This is a genomic window from Dactylosporangium sp. NPDC000521 (assembly GCF_042898305.1).
Taxonomy (GTDB): Bacteria; Actinomycetota; Actinomycetes; order Mycobacteriales; family Micromonosporaceae; genus Dactylosporangium.
On the sequence record NZ_JBIAYW010000002.1, the window covers coordinates 785,727 to 805,016 of the forward strand.

Annotated in this window: 19 protein-coding genes and 1 tRNA gene; 12 read left to right on the top strand and 8 right to left on the bottom strand. The window is 70.9% G+C overall.

From position 1 onward, the window contains the following. Nucleotides 1–1,210: 1,210 nt before the first annotated feature. Together ACFY3L_RS09340 and ACFY3L_RS09345 are read right to left on the bottom strand one after the other, a co-directional pair. On the bottom strand, nucleotides 1,211–1,444 hold the full coding sequence (locus ACFY3L_RS09340) for a hypothetical protein (protein ID WP_344503192.1): 234 nt from the start codon (nucleotides 1,442–1,444) through the stop codon (nucleotides 1,211–1,213). A 295-nt stretch (nucleotides 1,445–1,739) separates the two neighbouring features. Further along, the gene (locus tag ACFY3L_RS09345) at nucleotides 1,740–3,392 is read right to left on the bottom strand and encodes an RNA polymerase sigma factor (RefSeq protein WP_389320613.1); all 1,653 of its coding nucleotides are present in this window, start codon (nucleotides 3,390–3,392) and stop codon (nucleotides 1,740–1,742) included. A gap of 252 nt (nucleotides 3,393–3,644) precedes the next feature. Here ACFY3L_RS09345 and ACFY3L_RS09350 point away from each other — a divergent pair, with 252 nt between their 5' ends. Continuing rightward, nucleotides 3,645–4,442 (top strand): inositol monophosphatase family protein, encoded by a 798-nt coding sequence (locus tag ACFY3L_RS09350; RefSeq protein ID WP_389320617.1) that lies wholly within the window; start codon nucleotides 3,645–3,647, stop codon nucleotides 4,440–4,442. Nucleotides 4,443–4,478: 36 nt separating this feature from the next. On the opposite strand, the gene ACFY3L_RS09355 is transcribed toward ACFY3L_RS09350, so the two are convergent. Continuing rightward, nucleotides 4,479–5,015 (bottom strand): LytR C-terminal domain-containing protein, encoded by a 537-nt coding sequence (locus tag ACFY3L_RS09355; RefSeq protein ID WP_389320620.1) that lies wholly within the window; start codon nucleotides 5,013–5,015, stop codon nucleotides 4,479–4,481. Nucleotides 5,016–5,372: 357 nt separating this feature from the next. Here ACFY3L_RS09355 and ACFY3L_RS09360 point away from each other — a divergent pair, with 357 nt between their 5' ends. Continuing rightward, nucleotides 5,373–5,669: a DUF4193 domain-containing protein gene (locus tag ACFY3L_RS09360; RefSeq protein ID WP_033357966.1), complete on the top strand. Its 297-nt coding sequence runs from the start codon at nucleotides 5,373–5,375 to the stop codon at nucleotides 5,667–5,669. A 79-nt stretch (nucleotides 5,670–5,748) separates the two neighbouring features. Beyond that, nucleotides 5,749–6,540, top strand: coding sequence for a hypothetical protein (locus ACFY3L_RS09365; RefSeq protein ID WP_389320622.1), 792 nt, complete (start codon nucleotides 5,749–5,751; stop codon nucleotides 6,538–6,540). Here the strand turns inward: ACFY3L_RS09365 and ACFY3L_RS09370 are convergent. Next, entirely contained in the window at nucleotides 6,527–6,967 is a 441-nt protein-coding gene (locus ACFY3L_RS09370; RefSeq protein ID WP_389320624.1) for a DUF3093 domain-containing protein, read from the bottom strand. The genes ACFY3L_RS09365 and ACFY3L_RS09370 overlap by 14 nt on opposite strands. 51 nt (nucleotides 6,968–7,018) lie before the next feature. Between ACFY3L_RS09370 and dut the strand changes: the two genes are divergently transcribed. From dut to ACFY3L_RS09390, 4 genes are all read left to right on the top strand, one after another. After that, nucleotides 7,019–7,480, top strand: a complete 462-nt coding sequence (gene dut, locus ACFY3L_RS09375; protein ID WP_389320627.1) for a dUTP diphosphatase — start codon at nucleotides 7,019–7,021, stop codon at nucleotides 7,478–7,480. Further along, complete coding sequence (locus ACFY3L_RS09380; protein ID WP_389320629.1) at nucleotides 7,477–8,247, top strand: DUF3710 domain-containing protein; 771 nt, start codon at nucleotides 7,477–7,479, stop codon at nucleotides 8,245–8,247. The genes dut and ACFY3L_RS09380 overlap by 4 nt, the downstream gene beginning before the upstream one ends. A gap of 63 nt (nucleotides 8,248–8,310) precedes the next feature. Next, nucleotides 8,311–8,718, top strand: coding sequence for an OB-fold nucleic acid binding domain-containing protein (locus tag ACFY3L_RS09385; RefSeq protein ID WP_389320631.1), 408 nt, complete (start codon nucleotides 8,311–8,313; stop codon nucleotides 8,716–8,718). A gap of 6 nt (nucleotides 8,719–8,724) precedes the next feature. Then, complete coding sequence (locus tag ACFY3L_RS09390; protein ID WP_389320633.1) at nucleotides 8,725–9,429, top strand: DUF3159 domain-containing protein; 705 nt, start codon at nucleotides 8,725–8,727, stop codon at nucleotides 9,427–9,429. 783 nt (nucleotides 9,430–10,212) lie between these two features. Here ACFY3L_RS09390 and ACFY3L_RS09395 read toward each other — a convergent pair. Together ACFY3L_RS09395 and ACFY3L_RS09400 are read right to left on the bottom strand one after the other, a co-directional pair. Then, a complete protein-coding gene (locus tag ACFY3L_RS09395) occupies nucleotides 10,213–10,923 on the bottom strand; it encodes a potassium channel family protein (protein WP_389321166.1) in 711 nt (236 codons plus the stop codon). Beyond that, nucleotides 10,920–11,585 carry a potassium channel family protein gene (locus ACFY3L_RS09400; RefSeq protein ID WP_389320636.1) on the bottom strand — a complete coding sequence of 222 codons (666 nt, stop codon included), beginning with the start codon at nucleotides 11,583–11,585 and terminating at the stop codon, nucleotides 10,920–10,922. Before ACFY3L_RS09400 ends, ACFY3L_RS09395 begins: the two co-directional genes overlap by 4 nt. 97 nt (nucleotides 11,586–11,682) lie before the next feature. On the opposite strand from ACFY3L_RS09400, the gene ACFY3L_RS09405 reads away from it, so the two are divergent. Then, nucleotides 11,683–13,692, top strand: coding sequence for an APC family permease (locus ACFY3L_RS09405; RefSeq protein ID WP_389320639.1), 2,010 nt, complete (start codon nucleotides 11,683–11,685; stop codon nucleotides 13,690–13,692). After that, nucleotides 13,689–14,876 (top strand): class I SAM-dependent RNA methyltransferase, encoded by a 1,188-nt coding sequence (locus tag ACFY3L_RS09410; RefSeq protein ID WP_389320642.1) that lies wholly within the window; start codon nucleotides 13,689–13,691, stop codon nucleotides 14,874–14,876. Before ACFY3L_RS09405 ends, ACFY3L_RS09410 begins: the two co-directional genes overlap by 4 nt. Nucleotides 14,877–14,948: 72 nt before the next feature. Here ACFY3L_RS09410 and ACFY3L_RS09415 read toward each other — a convergent pair whose 3' ends face one another. Further along, entirely contained in the window at nucleotides 14,949–16,493 is a 1,545-nt protein-coding gene (locus ACFY3L_RS09415; RefSeq protein WP_389320645.1) for a TROVE domain-containing protein, read from the bottom strand. Nucleotides 16,494–16,604: 111 nt separating this feature from the next. Beyond that, nucleotides 16,605–16,672: transfer RNA gene (locus tag ACFY3L_RS09420), tRNA-Ser, on the bottom strand. An 88-nt stretch (nucleotides 16,673–16,760) separates the two neighbouring features. Here ACFY3L_RS09420 and ACFY3L_RS09425 point away from each other — a divergent pair. The 3 genes from ACFY3L_RS09425 to ACFY3L_RS09435 all read left to right on the top strand — a co-directional run bounded on the left by ACFY3L_RS09425 (nucleotide 16,761) and on the right by ACFY3L_RS09435 (nucleotide 18,927). Then, the gene (locus ACFY3L_RS09425; RefSeq protein ID WP_389320648.1) at nucleotides 16,761–17,522 is read left to right on the top strand and encodes an RNA ligase family protein; all 762 of its coding nucleotides are present in this window, start codon (nucleotides 16,761–16,763) and stop codon (nucleotides 17,520–17,522) included. A 68-nt stretch (nucleotides 17,523–17,590) separates the two neighbouring features. Continuing rightward, nucleotides 17,591–18,316, top strand: a complete 726-nt coding sequence (gene aroD / locus ACFY3L_RS09430) for a type I 3-dehydroquinate dehydratase (protein WP_389320650.1) — start codon at nucleotides 17,591–17,593, stop codon at nucleotides 18,314–18,316. A gap of 341 nt (nucleotides 18,317–18,657) precedes the next feature. Further along, on the top strand, nucleotides 18,658–18,927 hold the full coding sequence (locus tag ACFY3L_RS09435; protein ID WP_389320653.1) for a hypothetical protein: 270 nt from the start codon (nucleotides 18,658–18,660) through the stop codon (nucleotides 18,925–18,927). Nucleotides 18,928–19,290: the final 363 nt, after the last annotated feature.

A 19,290-nucleotide genomic window follows, 5' to 3' on the forward strand; every position in this document is an offset into this window, starting at 1 on the left:
GGTGGATGCGCCGGTCGGGGTGTGGGTGGTGGTGGCGATCGGCGTCGTTGGGCGGGTCGTGCGGGTCGTCCGGCGTTGAGTTCGCTGTCCGGCGGCTCCGCCTTGTCCGGTGGCGTTGTTGTGCGCGTGGTCGGTGATCCAAGGACGGTGCTGGTTGTCGGGGTGGCCAGGCTGGTCCTTCGATCATGGTGACGGCTGACGCTGGGGTGGTGGATGCGCCAGTCGGGGCGGTGGTGGCGATCGGCGTCGTTGGGCGGGTCGTCCGGCGTTGAGTTCGCTGATCAGTGGCTTCGCCTTGTCCGGTGGGGCTGTTGTGCGCGTGGCGGGTGGTGATCCAAGGACGGTTCTGGTCATCCGGGTGGCCAGGTCGGTCCTTCGATCATGGTGGCGGCTGACGCTGAGGTGGTCGCTGTGCGGCTCGGTCCCGGCATGGTGACGGCCGACGTTGCGGTGGTGGATGCGCCAGTCGGGGCGGTGGCGGCGATCGGCGTCGTTGGGCGGGTCGTTCGGCGTTGGGTTTGCTGCTCGGTGGCTTCGCCTTGTCCGGTGGCGTTGTTGTGCGCGTGGCGGGCGGTGATCCAAGGACGGTGCTGGTTGTCGGGGCGGCCAGGCTGGTCCTTCGATCATGGTGACGGCTGACGCTGAGGTGGTCGCTGTGCGGCTCGGTCCCGGTGATGATGCGTTTGGGGCGACGGTTGCTCGTTGATGGATCGCCGGTGGTTCGGGGCGAGGGCGGCGCGGGCGGTTCGTGGGCAGGCTCGCGCGGTGGGCTGGTCGTCGCGTTGGTGGTGACCGAAGGATGTCCCTGGGTGGCCATCGATCATGGTTGTGGTGGGCGCGATCGGCGAGGTGGACCTCCCGTGATGCGCACCGGCTTGCTCCGGCGGCGGCACGAGCGGTCACCAGAGAGCGTGTGGCCACCGAGAAGAGCATGTCGCCAGCGAGAAGGGCACGTAGCCAGCGAGAAGAGCGTCGTAGCTACCGAGGCGAGTGCGTAACCGCTGAGAAGAGTGCTGTAGTCACCGAGAGGACTGCGTAACTGCTGAGAAGAGCGGGCGGTCGCGGAGGTGAGCACGTGGCGGTCAAGAGCGCGGCCGGCCGCTGGGAAGAGCGCGTGCGGCCGTCAGCGAGCGCGGGAACCGCTGCCCGGGCCCGGAGACGGCCGTAGGGCGCCCGGGAAGCCCGGGACGCCCTACGTGCACGGTATGGGTCAGCTAGCCGTGATCTCGGTGCCACGCCACGTGAAGTCCGGGGCGACGGCCACCTCTACTGCGATCTTGACCAGCTGGTCGGCGTACTTGTTTGCGTGATGTCCACAGAAGATCAGGTCGCCACCTTCGGCGAGCCGAACTCGTAGTTTGCCTGCCGCGCTGCAGCGGTCGCACCGTTCCTCGGCGGCTGGGGGCGCTGCCGTCTCCGGCGGCGGCGTGAGGGTCGGGGTCATCGCCTTCCTCCTCTGATCGTCACCGACGAACGCTTCCTTGCGTCGTTCACAGGTGGTTCAACACCGGGTTGCTCGGCATCGTTCCCACCTGGGGTGCGGGACCGATGTCACATTTCTGTCGTGCCCACGGGAGCCGAAACCGCAACACCCGCTACGTGCTTCCTATCGCGCCGCGGCGGCGATCACAAGTGGGTTGGGGCGGCGGCACCCCTCACTCATGCCCTCGGTGACCGGAAACACACCCGGGCTGCCCCAAAAGGGACAGCCCGGGTTCGCGCACAGCGGAATGTGAGAATCAGTCGAGGTAATCGCGCAGGACCTGCGAACGGGACGGGTGGCGCAGTTTCGACATGGTCTTCGACTCGATCTGGCGGATGCGCTCGCGGGTCACGCCGTAGACCTGGCCGATCTCGTCGAGGGTCCGCGGCTGGCCGTCGGTGAGGCCGAAGCGCAGCCGCACCACACCCGCCTCCCGCTCCGAGAGCGTCTGCAGCACCTGCTGGAGCTGGTCCTGCAGGAGCGAGAAGGACACCGCGTCGACCGCGACGACCGCCTCGGAGTCCTCGATGAAGTCGCCGAGCTGGCTGTCGCCCTCGTCACCGATGGTCTGGTCGAGGGAGATGGGCTCACGCGCGTACTGCTGGATCTCCAGCACCTTCTCCGGCGTGATGTCCATCTCCTTGGCCAGCTCCTCCGGGGTGGGCTCGCGGCCCAGGTCCTGGAGCAGCTCGCGCTGGATGCGGCCGAGCTTGTTGATCACTTCGACCATGTGCACCGGGATACGGATGGTGCGGGCCTGGTCGGCCATGGCGCGGGTGATGGCCTGCCGGATCCACCAGGTGGCGTACGTGGAGAACTTGTAGCCCTTGGTGTAGTCGAACTTCTCGACGGCGCGGATGAGGCCGAGGTTGCCCTCCTGGATGAGGTCCAGGAACGCCATGCCGCGGCCGGTGTACCGCTTCGCGAGCGAGACGACCAGACGCAGGTTGGCCTCGAGCAGGTGGTTCTTGGCGCGCTCGCCGTCGCGGGAGATCCACATGAAGTCGCGGCTGGCCGGCATGACCATCGGCTCGCCCGCGTCCTCGGCGGCCCGCAGCCGCTCGGCCGCGTAGAGCCCGGCCTCGATCCGCTTGGCCAGCTCGACCTCCTGCTCGGCGTTCAGCAGGGGGACCTTGCCGATCTGCTTCAGGTAGGCGCGGACCGAGTCGGCGGACGCCGTCAGCTCCGCGTCGCGGCGGGCCTGCTTGAGCGCCTCGGACTCCTCGTCGTCCCACGCGAAGTCGTCGTCGGTCGCGGTGGCCTCGGCGTCGGCCTCGACGGCCTTGACGACCTCGACCGGCTCCTCGGCGACCACGTCCTCGATCTCCGCCGCGAGCTCGGCGTCGTCGATCTCTTCGAGCTCCGGCTCCTCGCCCGGGGCGCCCTTCGGCGCGGCGGGGTCGACGGCGTCGCCGGGAGCGGCCTTCTTGACGGGACCGGCGGCCTTCTTCGCCGGCGCCGCCTTCTTGGCGGGCGCCGCCTTCGCCGGAGCGGCAGCTGCCGCGGCCGGGGCGGCCTTCTTGGCGGGAGCTGCTGGTGTCGGTGCCTTCTTCACGGGCGCCCTCTCCACCCCCGAATCCGGTGCGGACTCGACGGCTGTCAGCGGCTTGGCGACCGGCGCCTTCCGCGCCGGTGCGGCCTTGGCGGTGGCCGCCTTGGATGCGGGGGTCGCGGAGCGTGCCGCCGCGACCCGGCGCCGCCCGTTGGCGGAGTCGTCGACGACGACGGTGACTCCCGCCTCGGCGAGACTCCTGAGCAGCTTCTTGGCGTGTGCGGGGGTCACATCTGCGGTGTCGACCGCCTGCGCGACCTCCGCCGACGTGAGGTGGCCGCCATTGGCGGCCGCACGCGCGATCAGCGAGTCGGCGAGCGAGCGTACGTCGACGCTGGGCTGGTGAGCTGCTGTCACGAACGACCTTCCGGTGCGATGAGCGAGCGACGGCCGGTGCGGCCGAGTTCGCGCACGGCGCGGCCGTGCTGAGTGGGCCTGGGTGCTTTTGGTGGCGCCCGTGTGCCGTGCGTCCGGGGCGGATTCACGAGCGACAGCGGGCAGCGCGTGAATTGTAACGCTCTCTCGCCCCAACATCCCGCCTAGCGGGCCTAGACGCCACGTTGTGACCGAACGGATGGGGCGGATCGGGGCCCTGACAGGATGGGTCGTATGGATCGCGGACACGAACTGCTGGCCCTCGCGGTGCCCATCGCCCGGGAGGCGGCCGAGCTGGCGCGGACCATGCGCGCCGCCGGCGTGGACCCGGTTGCGACGAAATCCACACTCACCGACGTGGTCACGGCCGCCGACAGGGCGGTCGAGCGGCAGGTGCGGGAGGCGATCCACGCGGCCCGTCCGGGCGACGCCGTGCTGGGCGAGGAGTACGGGGACTCCCAGAAGGCGAGCGCGGTGCGCTGGATCCTCGATCCGATCGACGGCACCGTGAACTACCTGTACGACCTGCCCCAGTACGCCGTCTCGCTCGCCGCCGAGGTCGACGGCGTGGTGGTGGCAGGGGTGGTCATCAACGCCGCGACCGGTCGCGAGTGGACCGCGGTGCTCGGCGGTGGGGCTCACGCCGACGGCAGGAAGCTGTCCGGCTCCCAGCAGGCCGACCTCCGGCAGGCGCTCGTCGGCACCGGTTTCGGGTACGCCGCCGACCGCCGCCTCCACCAGGCGGCCGTGCTCGCCGGTCTCATCGGCGACATCCGCGACGTGCGCCGCTTCGGGGCCGCCGCGATCGACCTGTGCCTGGCCGCGGAGGGCAGCCTCGACGCGTACTACGAGAAGGGCCTCAACGCCTGGGACCACGCCGCGGGTGGCCTGGTCGCCGCGGAGGCGGGCCTGCTCGTGACGGGCCTGGCGGGCGCCGCGCCCGGCCCCGACATGGTGGTGGCCGCCCCGCCGGCGCTGCACGGGGCCCTCCACGACCGCCTGGTCGAGCTGGACGCCGAGAAGGGTCCCTGACCAGACCTCGAACCAGGACTCGAACCAGGACTCGAACTAGGCCTCGGCGCAGGTGCCCTCGGGCAGCTCGGGGTTGCCCAGCGCGCCGATCGACTGCTTGACCTCGGTCACCGTCGGCAGCTGCTGGAACTTCCCGCCCAGGATCACGTCGACCTTGTCGTCCTGCCGGTTCTTGTCGAACTCGTCCTCGGACTTGTTCAGGAAGTACGCTCGGACGAGCCACGCGGCGCCGACGGCCTTCGGGCCGAAGCGGAGGACCGCGACCTTCGTCTCGGGCTTCTTCACCGGCGGGTTGGGTGCCCCGTTCTGCACCGTCGCCTTGAACCCGCGGCTGGCGAAGTCACTGGTGATGTCGCCGGCCAGGCCGGGCTTCGTGGTGGCGTTGAAGACGTTGAGGTTGACCTGCTTCTCCTCGGGCAGCGTGTCGTTGACCATCACCGCGTCCTGCGCGCACTCGTTGGCATTCACCGGACCGGTCTGGCGGTCCTTGATCAACGCGATGGTCACGAACACCGCCGCGGTGACGACGAGCAGCCCAACGACGGCCAGTGCCCTTACCCGCGCGAAACTCATGGCAGTGTTATCTCCCCGCCCCAAAGCGACTCCGTCACCAGATAGACGCTCTGGCTGCCGGGAAGGTTAGCGCCTGTCGAAGATCCATGTTGAAGTCCCCACCCGCGATACCGCAAAGTTCCTACTCGCCGTTGCGGGATGACTCCACACGGAAGTGACCGCATGGCGGTAAGGTCGCATCCGCCGCGCCCGGCGATCAACCCGTTGAGGATGCGGTGTGTCGCATGGGTCACATTGGGAACAAGTTTCCGCGAGTGGGCGTACAACAAACGCAGCGGGGCGGTAAGGTACGCCGCCCGTTGGACGTAACACCGGGCGCGACACCTACGGGCGAATGAATTGGGAGTGTGAACACCGATGGCCACCGACTACGACGCGCCGCGTCGCGACGAGGTCGACCTCGGGGAGGACAGCCTCGAAGAGCTGAAGTCCCGCCGGACCGATGCGCAGTCGGCGATCGTCGACGTCGACGAGACCGAGCTGGGGGAGACGTTCGAGCTTCCCGGCGCCGACCTCGCCGACGAGGACATGACGGTCAAGGTCCTGCCCATGCAGGCCGACGAGTTCCGCTGCTCGCGCTGCTTCCTGGTGCATCACCGCAGCCAGCTCGCGGCCGAGCGCAACGGGGAGCTGATCTGCCGGGAATGCGCCTGACCGTGAGTTGATCACGCGGATCTGGCGGAGGCGTGCTTGAGTCGTAGGCGGCACCGTTTCACACCCGCGGAGGTAGACGATGGCCCAGCCCGACGAGCTCGCCGAGAACCAGCCCGTGGAGGACACCCTGGGCGGGGCGGCGGATGAGGCCGAGCTGTCAGCCGCCGTGGCTGCCCTGACCGACGAGGGCGTCGAGCAGAAGGAGCGCCGGCGCCTGCTCGGCCGGCTGGTCCGCCTCGAGATCCGTGAGCGGGGCGTCAAGGACCTGTTCCGGCCGAAGAAGGCGATCGCCTGGATCACGGACAGCGTGACGAGGGTCGCACCGTACATTCCCGTGCGCGACCTGGACACACTGATCGCGCACCACGGCGGGCTGACCGGCGACGCGCTCGCCGAGCGGCTCATCCGCAACGCGTCCCGGGTCACCGCCGGCATCGGCGCCGCGGGCGGTGGCGTGGCCGCCGTCGAATGGGCCGTGACGCCCAGCCTGCTGTCTGCGCCGGTCCTGCTGGCCGCGGAGACGGTTGCCGTGGTCGCCGTGGAGATGAAGCTGATCGGCGAGCTGCACGCCGTCTACGGCCGCCCGGTGGACGGCACCGAGCGTGCCGTGGTGCTGATCCAGGCCTGGGCGGAGCGCCGCGGCGTCAACCCGCTGCGGATCGGCGGCAGCGTCGCGGCCGCCATGGGCACCGCGCTGCGCAAGGAGCTGCGTGACCGGCTGCTCAAGCGCTTCGGACGCAACCTGAGCACCCTGGGGCCGCTCCTGACCGGCGCCGCCGTCGGCGGGTTCCTCAACCGCCGCGCGACCCTGTCCCTCGGCGCCGACATCAAGAAGGACCTGCAGCCGGGCCGGAAGGTCATCGAGGGCTGAGCGCCGCCGCGAGCTTGTCCGGGTGGCGGGTGCTGATCAGCCAGTACGGCGTGGGATCGGCGTCGTCCGTCACGTCGACGCGGACCGCCCCGGCGATCCACGGCCGCTGGATCACGAACGCCTCGGGGTCCGCGTAGGGCCCTAGCAGGTCGTGCTTGTCCGCGGCCGAGAGCGCCGTCACCTCACCGATGTATCGCAGCGGGATGTGCGCGTCGTCGACCCGCAGCTCGCCGTTGGACACCTCGACACGGATGCGGCCCAGCCACCACAGTCCCAGGATGGCCAGCGGCAGCAGCACCAGATAGGGGATCCAGGTCGCCAGGCCGGGCGCGCCGAGCTTGACCTCGGCCGCGAGGAGTCCTGCGACCGCCACCGCGGGCAGCCAGAGCCACCACGCGACGGTGAGACGCTCACGGTACGAAGTCACGTGTGCGAGGGTACGTGTCCGGAGCCCGGAGGCACCCGGCAGGATGGAGGCATGACGGTGGAGGTTCACGTCCGGCGGCTCGACCCCGAGGTGCCGCTGCCGGCGTACGCGCACCCCGGTGATGCGGGCGCAGACCTGGTCGCGGCGTGTGACGTCGACCTCGCACCCGGGGAGCGGGCGCTGGTCCCCACGGGGATCGCCATCGCCCTGCCCGAGGGTTACGTCGGTCTCGTCCACCCGAGGTCGGGTCTCGCGCACCGGCTCGGCGTGACGGTGCTCAACGCGCCGGGCACCATCGACGCGGGGTACCGCGGAGAGATCCTGGTGAACCTGGTCAATCACGATCGGGTGATCACGGCCAAAATCAGCCGGGGTGACCGGATTGCCCAGCTTGTGGTCCAGCGCGTGGAGCGGGCACACTTCCACGGCGTCGACCATCTTCCCGATACTGTGCGCGGAGCCGGCGGTCACGGATCAACCGGTGGTCATGCTGAACTGGAGGCAGAGCAGTGATCTTCTCGCGCAAGAGCGGGAGCGGGCGGCACGCGAAGGACGACACCCGCGCGGGTGGTGCCCGCAGGCTCGAGGAGGAGCTGGGCCTGATCGACGACGAGCCCGATGAGGCCGTCGCACCCAAGGCGGACCGGCCCGAAGGCCCGTACGACATCACCGAGGCGCCCGCCGGCATCCCTCAGCTCGACCTGGGTGCGCTCAAGGTGCCCGCGGTCGACGACGTGGAGGTCCGCGTACAGGCGGACAACGAAGGCAAGATCCAGCAGATCGTGCTCGTCAACAACGACAGCGCGCTGCAGCTCGGGGTCTTCGCCGCGCCGCGCAGCGAGGGCATCTGGGACGAGGTCCGCGGCGAGATCCGCAAGCAGCTGTTCACCGACGGCGTCGCGGCCGAGGACGCCGACGGCGAGTGGGGCGTCGAGCTGCGCGCCCGCGTCCGCACCCCCGACGGCCTGACCGACATCCGGTTCGTCGGCATCGACGGCCCGCGCTGGCTCGTCCGCGCGGTCTTCCAGGGCCCCGCCGCGGTCGACCCGAACGCCGCGCCGCCGCTGCTGGAGTGCCTGCGCAACCTGGTGGTCGACCGGGGCCACGAGGCCATGCCGGTCCGCGAGCCGCTGCCGCTGCAGCTGCCGAAGGAGGTCGCCGAGGCGACCGCCGCCAATGACGGCCCGGCCGAGGTTCCGCTCGCCGACGTCGCCAACGGTGCCGGTGAGGCCAACGGGACGGAGCGCAGAAAGCCGTCACCGAGGCCCCGGCGCAAATAGCCCCTGTGAGCTGTACCGTCGTAGTGGGTGTCATGTCTGGCCGAGGAGGGTGGCACTGACATCATGACCACGGACAGTGAGAAAGCCGTCGATACGTCCGCCGAGCAGGCGCGCGGGCTGCGGAGGTTCTTCCGCCGCCTCACCGCCAGCGAGGCGGAGCTCGACGCCGAAGAGCTGCAGCGGGACGCCAAGCAGTGCGGCAGCATGCCCGCGCTCGCCTGCGTCCGCGGTCAGGTCGTGAGCCTGAAGGGCCGGTTGCGCACGGTGGTCTACACCCCGCGCACCAACCTGCCCACCCTGGAGGCGGAGCTGTTCGACGGCAGCGACCTGGTGACCCTGGTCTTCCTGGGCCGCCGGCACATCGCGGGCATCGAGCCGGGTCGAGCGATCACGGCGAAGGGGCGCATCGCGGTCCGTGACGGCCGTAAGGTGCTCTACAACCCGTATTACGAGCTCGACACACCCAGATGAGGCCGGATGCAAGAAGGTAAGACCGCGGACACCGACGAGGAAGCTCCGCTGCCGCCGTTCTCGGTGCAGATGTCCGAGCAGCTGGGCGGCGTGCGCGGCCTCATCGAGTCGAGTATCCCGATCACGCTCTTCATCGTGGTCAACTTCCTGGGCGACCACTTCGGCTGGTGGTCGCTGCGGACGTCCCTGATCGTCGCGGTCGCCGCCGCCCTGTCCATGGCCGTCTACCGGCTCAGCCGCCGCGAGTCGGTCCGCCACGCGGTCAACGGCGTCGTCGGCATCGCGATCGGCGCGTACCTGGCCTGGAAGAGCGGCGACGCCAAGGACATCTACCTGCCGGGCATGGCCCTCACCGCCGCCTACGCGGTCGGCATGCTGGCCTCCGTCGCCTTCCGCCGCCCGCTGGTCGGCTGGCTCTGGTCGGTCATGCTCGACAAGGGCGGCAACCGCTGGCGCGAGAACCCCCGCCTGCGCCGCGCCTTCGCCTGGCTCACCGTCCTCTGGGCGGTCGTCTACCTGGCGAAGCTCGGCGTGCAGATCCAGCTCTGGCGCGCCGGCGACGCAGACCTGCTGGGTATCGCCCGCCTGGCCCTCGGCTGGCCGCCGTATGCCCTGCTGGCCGCCCTGACGGTCTGGCAGGCCCGCCGCATCATCCGCTCCTCCGAACCCACGCCGCCCGTCCACGCGGAAGTGCCCCGCCCCGCCGACTGACCCGTCCGGCAGCGGTCCGCTTGTTCGTTTTCGCAGTACATGGCTCCGGCCCGTCAGCGACCGGTCGGGCACTGGGGCCCTCCCTGCCAGGTCCGCGTGCGGTTGCGGCAACGCGGCCTTGGCCGGGCGGGGCGCCTCCGCGCCCCCGGCCAAGGCCGCGCCGCGACCTGACGGCCACGACAACCCCGCTGGCGCTGGCCGTCCGGCCGCCGCGCCCACCGGGCGGGGTTGCGACAAGCCGGCCCATCTCCGCGCCCATCCGCCGACGCCGCGACAGACCTCTGGCCGCTGGCTTGCTGGCTTCGCGCCCCCCGACCGGCCGCGCCGCGACCTGACGGCTGCGACAAGCCCGCTGCCGCTGGCCGGGCTGCCTTCGCGCTTCAATCGGACAAGGTGCGGCAAAACCCGGTTCCGGCGTCCTGCGCTCCGCCGGCAAGGCCACGACGCCACCGCTTCCTCCGCGAACGACCAGAGCGCAGGAAAACGACCTGGCACGGGCTCCTGACGTGGACCTCCCACGCCCCGAAAAGGCGCTGATCAATGCCTGTCTTGTGGCGTCTGCGCCATCGACAGCGCGTGATCCCCCCGAATCCGGAGGGGTGGGCGGGGGCGAATGGCACCGAATCTATGCGAGAGCTGCAGATTTGAGCATTGACCGATGTATATCAACGTAAGCGGCGACGCGGGCAAGGGGGTCGAGCAGGGCGCCCGGAATGACTGCGCGCGGCTTTGTTGCCGGGCGTCCGCTTTGTGGCTGGTTGTTCGCTTTGGGGGAGTGGGGGCCTAGAAGAACTGTGGGCGGCGCTTCTTGCGGGTGTTCTCGACCGAGTCGGCGCCCAGGATGACGGCGCGGACCGCGTCCTCCATCTCCGACGTGACGACGAACACCAGCTCGTCGCCGGCCTCCAGCGGGTCGTCCGGGGTCGGGACGAGGACGCGCTTGCCGCGCAGGATCGCGACCAGCGCGGAGTCGTGCGGCAGCGGCACCTCGCGGACCGGGTGGCCGACATACGGCGCGGTCTCCGGCAGCGTGATCTCCACCAGGTTGGCCTCGGACTGGCGGAAGGTCATCAGCCTGACCAGGTCGCCGACGGAGACGGCCTCCTCGACGAGGGCGGCCATGAGGCGGGGCTTGCTGACGGAGACGTCGACGCCCCACTGCTCGTTGAAGAGCCACTCGTTCTCGGCGCGGTTGATGCGGGCGACCACCCGCGGCACCGCGAACTCGGTCTTGGCCAGCAGCGAGACGACCAGGTTGACCTTGTCGTCGCCGGTGGCGGCGACGACCACGTCGCAGGAGGCGAGGTCGGCCTCCTGGAGCGAGGACAGCTCGCACGCGTCGGCGAGGATCCACTCGGCGGCGGGGACCCGCTCGGGGCGGACCATGCGCGGCACGCGCTCGATGAGCATGACCTGGTGGCCGTTGTCGACGAGCTCGGTGGCGATGGAGCGGCCGACGTTGCCGGCACCGGCGATGGCGATCCGCATGATCAGTGTCCCCCTTCGGGAGCGGAGCCGGTGACCTTCGTCACGGACGCGATCATCTCGTCGGTCAGGAGCATGAAGGCGAGGTCGCCGTCCTGGATCACGGTCGAGACGGTCGGGAGCATGGCGAGGCCGAAGCGCATCAGGTAGGCGACCCGGGTGCCGCTGCGGGCCTCCAGGTCGCCGACCGAGTGGCCGATCCAGTCGGGATGCATCGGGATCTCCATGATGGAGACCGTGCTGGTCGGGTCGCGCCAGATCTCGACGTTGCCCTCGGGGACCAGGTGGCGCAGCATGCGGTCCGCCGTCCACCGGACGGTGGCGACGGTCGGGATGCCGAGCCGCTCGTACACCTCGGCGCGCTTCGGGTCGTAGATGCGGGCGACGACCCGCTCGACGCCGAAGGTCTCGCGGGCGACCCGGGCGGAGATGATGTTGGAGTTGTCGCCGGAGGAGACGGCGGCGAAGGCGTCGGCGCGCTCGATGCCCGCGGACAGCAGCACGTCGCGGTCGAAGCCGATGCCGGTGACGGTCGCGCCGGTGAAATCCCCGCCCAGGCGGCGGAAGGCGTCGGCGTCGGCGTCGATCACGGCGACCGAGTGGCCGCGCTGCTCGAGGCTCAGCGCGAGGGTCGAGCCCACGCGTCCGCACCCCATGATCACCACGTGCACGTAACGCCTCCGATGTGTACGGCTCTCGTGTTGAGGATGCCATGCGCGCGCCGGACCGGTGCATCCGGCAGGCGCGCGACCCGTACGCTTAGCGCTCGTGGCCAGTCCCACCTCCTTGATGAAGCGGCTGCTCCTGGGCCGACCGTTCCGCTCGGACCGGCTGAAACACACGCTGCTGCCCAAGCGCATCGCCCTTCCGGTCTTCGCCTCTGACGCGCTGTCGTCGGTCGCGTACGCACCCGACGAGATCCTGCTGACGCTGTCGATCGCGGGTGCGACGTCGCTGCTGGCGTCGCCGTGGATCGGCCTGGCCGTCGCCGTGGTGATGCTCACGGTCGTGGCGAGCTACCGGCAGAACGTGCACGCGTACCCGTCCGGCGGCGGTGACTACGAGGTGGCGTCGGTCAACCTCGGCCCGCGGTTCGGCGTCGCGGTCGCCAGCGCGCTGCTCGTCGACTACGTGCTGACCGTCGCCGTGTCGACCGCGTCCGGGGTGGCGAACCTCGGGTCGGTCGTGCCGTGGGTCGCCACCCACAAGGTCGCCATCGCGATCATCGCGATCGCCCTGCTGACCGCGCTCAACCTGCGCGGCATCCGCGAGTCGGGCAGCGCGTTCGCGATCCCGACCTACGGGTTCATGATCGTGATGATCGGCATGATCCTCACGGGCTTCTTCAAGATTCTCGTCCTGGGTGACGACCTGCGGGCGCCGAGCGCGGGGTTGAAGATCGCGGCCGAGCAGGTGCACCTCAACCAGTGGGCGATGGCGTTCCTGCTGCTGCGGACCTTCTCGTCCGGCTGCGCCGCGCTCACCGGTGTCGAGGCGATCTCCAACGGTGTACCGGCGTTCAAGGAGCCGAAGAGCAAGAACGCGGCGACCACGCTGCTGCTGCTCGGCAGCATCTCGATCACGATGCTGCTCGGCATCATCCTGCTGGCCCGCAAGACCGGCCTGCAGTTCGTGGAGGACCCCGCCCGCCAGATCATCGGCGGCCCGCACAACTACGTGCAGAAGACGGTCACCACCCAGCTCGGCGAGACGGTCTTCGGGTCCGGCTCGATCATGCTGTACGTCGTCGCCGTCATCACCGCGCTGATCCTGTTCCTCGCGGCCAACACCGCCTTCAACGGCTTCCCCGTGCTCGGCTCGATCCTCGCCCAGGACCGTTACCTGCCGCGCCAGCTGCACACCCGCGGCGACCGGCTCGCCTTCTCCAACGGCATCATCCTGCTGGCGCTCGCCGCGATGGTGCTCATCATCGGGTTCCAGGGTGAGGTCACGCGGCTGATCCAGCTGTACATCGTGGGCGTGTTCGTGTCGTTCACGCTGTCGCAGGCCGGCATGATCCGGCACTGGAACCGGCTGCTGCGCACCGTCCGCGACAGGAGCACCAGGTCCCGCATGATCCGGTCCCGGACGATCAACATGATCGGCCTGAGCATGACCGGTGCCGTGCTCGTCGTCGTGCTCATCACGAAGTTCCTGCTCGGCGCGTACATCGCCATCATCGCGATGATCGTCATCTACTTCCTGATGGTCGGCATCAAGAAGCACTACGACACGGTCGCCCGCGAGCTGATGCCGTCGGAGGACCGGCCCGTCCTGCCCTCGCGCAACCACGCGGTCGTCCTCGTCAGCAAGGTGCACCGCCCGACGCTGCGGGCCGTCGCGTACGCGCAGGCCACCCGCCCCGACTCGCTCACCGCGCTGACGGTCAACGTCGACGACCACGACACCCGGGCGCTGCAGGCCGAGTGGGAGCGCCGCGGCATCCCGGCGCCACTGACGGTCGTCGACAGCCCGTACCGCGAGATCACCCGCCCCATCCTGGACTTCGTGCGGTCGAAGCGGCGCGACTCGCCCCGCGACGTGGTCACCGTCTTCATCCCCGAATACGTGGTCGGGCGCTGGTGGGAGCACCTGCTGCACAACCAGAGCGCGCTGCGGCTGAAGGGGCGCCTGCTCTTCGAGCCCGGCGTCATGGTGACCAGCGTGCCGTGGCAGCTGAGCTCCATCGACGACGTCGACATCGCCAAGCTCGACGCCGCGTTCACGCGCGGACCGCAGCGTGGCCCACGCCGTACAGCGGAAACCCCCGCCGAATGACGCTGCTGGAGCTCGAGATCGGCGCGGTCGCCCACGGCGGCCACTGCGTGGCCAGGCACGAAGGCCGGGTGATCTTCGTCCGGCACGCGCTGCCGGGGGAGCGGGTCCTCGCGCGGATCACCGACGAACGCAAGGGCTTCCTGCGCGCCGACGCCGTCGAGATCCTGCTGCCGTCGCCGGACCGCGTCATCCCGCCGTGCCCGTTCTCCGGCCCCGGGGCCTGCGGTGGCTGCGACTGGCAGCACGCCGACCCCGCCGCGCAGCGCCGCCTGAAGTCCCAGGTCCTCGGTGAGCAGCTGGCGCGACTCGCCGGTGTTTCCGCGTCTGTACCGGTGGAAGCCCTGCCAGGCGGAGCGCTCGGCTGGCGCACCCGGGTCCAGTACGCCGTCGACGACGAGGGGCGGGCCGGGTTCCACCGGCACCGGTCGAGCGAGGTCATCCCCGTCGACCGCTGCCGGATCGCCCACCCGGCGATCCAGGCGCTGCCCGTCACCACCCGCCGGTGGCCGGCCGGCTCGACCGTCGAGGCCGTCGCCGCGTCCGGCGGCGAGACCGCGGTGCTGACCCGGGCCGGGCGCAGCGGCGCGCTCACCGGGCCGCCCGTCCGCGTCCGCGAGGTCGCCGCCGGGCACGACTGGAGCGTCGACGCCGGCGGCTTCTGGCAGGTGCACCCGCACGCCGTCGCCGCCTTCACCGGCACCGTGCTGGAGATGCTGCGACCGGCGCCGGGGGAGCGGGCCTGGGACCTGTACGGCGGGGTCGGCCTCTTCGCCGCCACCCTCGCACCGCACTGCGGCCCGGTCACCGTCGTCGAGGGCGACCGGCGGGCCGTCGCCGCCGGTCGCAAGGCGCTGCGCTCCCTGTCGAACGTCCGCTTCGTCAACAGCGATGTGGTGTCGGCGCTCGGCAATCCGCGCTGGCGCAGCGTCGACCTGGTCGTGCTCGACCCGCCCCGGGCCGGCGCGGGCCGCGAGGTCATCTCGCTGGTCGCGGACCGGTCGCCGCGCGCCATCGCCTACGTCGCGTGCGACCCGGCCGCGTTCGCCCGCGATGCCGGTCTGCTGCTGGGCCTCGGGTATCAGCTGCCGGAGATCCGCGCCTTCGACAGCTTCCCGATGACCCAGCACTTCGAGACGATCGGGCTGTTCACCCGCGTTAGCGCCTGTGCTGTTCGCCCGCGTTAGCGCCTGTGCTGTTCGCCCGCGTTAGCGATCGTGCTGTCCGCCCGCTTTGGCGATCGTGCTGTTCACCCGCGTTCAGAAGGGCCACATGCCGCGCTCGCCGGCCTCCAGCAGCGGGATCATGCCGAAGCCCGCGTCGGTGAGGCCGCCGAACGTCCAGCGGTTGCGCTCCTGCGGGGTGTGGCCCATGCGGTACCCGGCCAGGTTCCACGTGAAGAGTGGCGTGCTCGCCGGCAGTGACGTGGACACGTCACCGTCGAACGACGCCTGCTCGTCGGTCAGGATCACCACCCGGTCCTGCTGCCGGTAGTGCGCCCGCACCGCCGAGGCCGTGTCGGTGCCGCCGTTGTGGAAGTGCCCCTTCGCCTTGAACCGGTCGATGCCGCGCAGCAGCGACTCGCCCGGCAGGTGCGGGAACACCGTCGTCCGGGTCGAGAACGACACGACCTTCGCCCGCTCGCACCGCAGCGCCAGCGCCAGCCCGAAGATCACCGCCGCGTCCCACCGCATGAGCGTGCCGTCCTTGGAGAACGCCGAGTGCATCGAGCCCGACGTGTCGATCAGGATCAGCGTGTCACCGGCCAGGAACGGGATGCTCGCCAGGCTCTGGTGCAACGCCCGCTCCAGCGCCCATGCCCACCGCAGCGACGGCGCCGCCCGGTACGCCGACAGGAACCGCATCGGCAGCTGCCGCGACCGCGCCACCTCGCCCGGGTCCGCCAGCTTCGCCGCGACCTGCGCCGCGACCGCGTCCGACACCCCGGCCTGGTCGAAGTTCCGCAGGTTACGCAGCAGCGCCATGAACCCCATCGACGGGATGAGGGCTTCCCACAGGAGGTGCTTCGGCAGGCGGGAGCCGCCCAGCGACAGCGCGTCCTCCCAGGTCATGCCGGCGGCGCGCAGGCGGCCGGCGTCGAGCAGCACGGACGGGTCCCCGGCCGCGTCGGCCCGCAGGCGGGCGTTGGCGGCGATCATCGTGAGCGACCCGGCCACGCGCGGCTCGGGCCGGTTGTGCCGGCGGTCGAGCGCGAACGTGAAGAGGTCGCCCTGCGCCGGGCCGGCCGGGGCCGGGTGGGTCAGGTCGAGCACGTCGGCGAACCGGAACGCGTGGCTGGCCGTGTCGTACTTGAGCAGGTTGCGCTCCGTGTACAGCCGCTTGGCCGCGTCGGCGACGCCACGCTTCACCGGCTTCGGCACCGACCGGCCGTAGCGCGACGTCCAGTACGCGAGGAGCTCACCCGGCTCGTCGGCGCGCCGCAGCACGTCGGCGACGACCTGCCGGTGCTCGCCGGTGCCGTTGACCAGGCCGGCGGCGAGGCGCGCGCGGACGTACTCGGCGGCGCCGACCAGCGACGCGGAGCGCAGGTTCGCCCCGCCGCGCAGCCAGCGCAGGAACCGGGCGGTCCACTCCGGGTGGCGCACGGCGGCGGCGCCGACGAGCTCGCGGTAGCGCTGGTCGCGGTCGCCGGCCGACTCGTAGAACGTCTGCTCGCCGACCATGTTGGCGACGGCGAGCAGGAACAGCTCCGACTTCAGGTCGCGCGAGTAGCCCGGGCCCCCCTCGTAGGTGACACCGTCCGGCTTGCGCTTGACGCTGGTCTTCTGGTTGAACTTCGCCATCTGGAATCACCTTCTTCTGGCCTCAGGCATGAAGATGTCCCGTCGTGGTGACCCGAGATCCAGGCGGCGCCGGCACAAAGTGCTCTGTCCGCTGAGCTACACCCCGATGAGCCGGGGCGGCAGGATTCGAACCTGCGACCTCTCGATCAACAGTCGAAGTATCCGGTGCCTGCGCACCGGGTCACCACGGCGGTACATCTTGTGCCGGGAACCGTAGCAGCGGATATTCGCGTGCCGCGCCGCATTTTGGTGGCCGATGATGTGGCGATGTTCGATGTCCGTGCCGTCGATCTGCGGCTGCTCAACTCGCTGACGAAGTACCCGTCGATTCCGACGTACCACACCCTGGATCCCCGCAACGGGGGTCTGACCTCCCCTGCCACGGTGTTTCCCGGCGACGTCATCGCGACGGAGAAGGTCGACGGGACCAACAGCCGGATCGTCCTGCTGCCCGACGGCACGTACCTCATCGGATCGCGCGAGGAGCTCCTGTACGCGAAGGGCGACCTCATCGGCAACCCGGCCCTCGGCATCGTGGAGCAGTTGAAGCCGGTCGCGGCGGGTCTTCCGGCCGTGGACGGGATCCGGGTGTACTTCCTGGAGCTCTACGGCGGCAAGGTCGGTGGGGCGGCCAAGCAGTACACGAGCGACTCCACGCTCTTCGGCTGGCGGCTCTTCGACGTGGTCGACCTGCCCGACTGGGAGCCGCCGCTGTCGTGGCCGTCTTCGCAGATCTCGGCGTGGCGCGAGGCCGGTGGCCAGCCGTTCGTGCCGGAGTCGCAGCTGGCCTCGCTCGCCGCTTCGGCGGGACTGGCGCTGACGCCGCGGCTGTGGCACCGGGCCGGGTCCTCGCTGCCGTCGGGGATCGCGGAGATGCAGGAGCTGCTGACCGCTTCGCTGCCCGCGACGCTGGTCGGGCTCGGCGGGGTGGCCGGCAAGGCCGAGGGGATCGTGCTACGCGCGCCGGACCGGTCGGTGATCGCGAAGGCCCGCTTCCAGGACTACGAGCGGACCCTGCGCCGGCGCTGATCTGTCGTACCTCGCACGTAGACTCCCCCTGTCGCTTCGCTCGAGGCGGACGGTGGGGGGAGTGCTGCATGGCAACGCTGCGGGAGCGGCTGGCCGAGGGGGTGCCGCTGGTCGCGGTCAGCTTCGGCGACGAGGACGCCGGGCGGGACGCGGCACAGGCCCGTGACCTGCGCGTCGACGTCGCTGAGCTGCGCGTCGACTGGTATGCCTCGACCGACTCCGAGCACGCGCTGCGCCAGGTCCGGCCGTTCGCCGGGGTGCCGACGCTCGCCACGATCCGCTCGAAGGACGAGGGTGGCTACTGGGCGGGTGACGAGCCCTCGCGCCTGCGGCTCTACGAGACCCTCATGCCCGAGGTCGACGCCGTCGACGTCGAGCTGGCCTCCACCGAGATCCGCGCCGGTGTCGTCGCCGCCGCCCGCTCCCACGGCACGGTGGTCGTCCTGTCGCACCACGACTTCACGGCCACCCCGTCCGCGGCGCGCCTGGACGAGCTCGCCGAGCAGGGCTTCGCCGCCGGCGCCGACCTGGTCAAGATCAGCACCATGGCCCAGGGCCCCGACGACCTGCGTACCCTTACCGACTTCACCCTCCGCCATCACCACCGCGGCGTGATCGCCATCGCCATGGGCCCCGAGGGCGCCGCTTCGCGGCTCATGCTGCCCGTCCTCGGCTCGCGGATCACCTATTCGTCCATCGGCGGCCGCCCCGCCCCGGGCCAGCTGCCCTTCGAGGAGACGGTGCGGCTGCTGGAGCTGTTCTCGCCCCGCTTCGCTCACCGGCGTTCCGCATGACCGAGCCGGTCGACCCCCAGCGCCCGTCCCACCCCTCCGAGCCGCTGCCGGGCTCGGCGGACTCTGCGGCGTCGTCGGAGCCTTCGCCGCCGTCGCCCTCGTCGGACGTGCCGCCGTCGTCGGAGCGTCCGCCGTCGGTGGGATCGACGGAGCCTGTGCCGTCTTCGGATGCGGCCGGGGCCGCGGGGTCTGATGCCGCGGCCGGGAGCGCCGGGGCTGCGGAGCCTGGTGCCGCGGCGCCCGGGGATTCGAGGGCCGGGGGCGCGGGAGCCGGGGCGGGTGGCGGTGAGGGCCGTCCGCGGCGGGATCGGTGGCGGCCGGTGCGGCGGACGGTGGCGCAGGTGACGATCGCGTTCACGGTGCTGTTCCTCGTGCCGTTGATCCAGCTGGTGCTGGGGTCCGGCTCCGTCGGCCCGAAGGTCGAGCGGAGTCCCGCCGCCTGGGCCGTCTGGATCGCGAGCCTGGCGGTGATGGTGACGGCGGCGCTGGTCGCGGTGAAGGCGCTGCGCACCGACGACAGGAGCACCGAGGTCAAGCTGTCGTGGTGGTCCGGCGGGTTATGGCTCGCGGGGTTCGTGCTGACGATCGTCTACTCAGGCATGGTCCGCTGATCGAGCGTCCGGGTTCGCTGATCGGGGTCTGCTGGTCGGGCGCCGGCTCTGCAGGCCGGGGTTGGCCGGTCGGGCGGCGGGCCGGCTGCTCGGGGTTGGCCGGCTGATCGATCAGCGGGTTGCCGCCTGGGGTTGGGGTTGGCCGGGCAGTGGATTGCCGCCTGGGGTTGGTGGCTGGTCGGTCAGCGGGTTCGCCGGTTGCGGTGGTCGGGCAGCGGGTTGCCCGGCGGAGCGGGTGGTCGGTTGGGTGGCGGGTCTGCTGGTCGGTCAGCGGGTTCGCCGGTTGCGGTGGTCGGGCAGCGGATCGCCCGGCGGAGCGGTTGATGGGCAGCGGGTTCGCCGGTTGCGGTGGTCGGGCAGCGG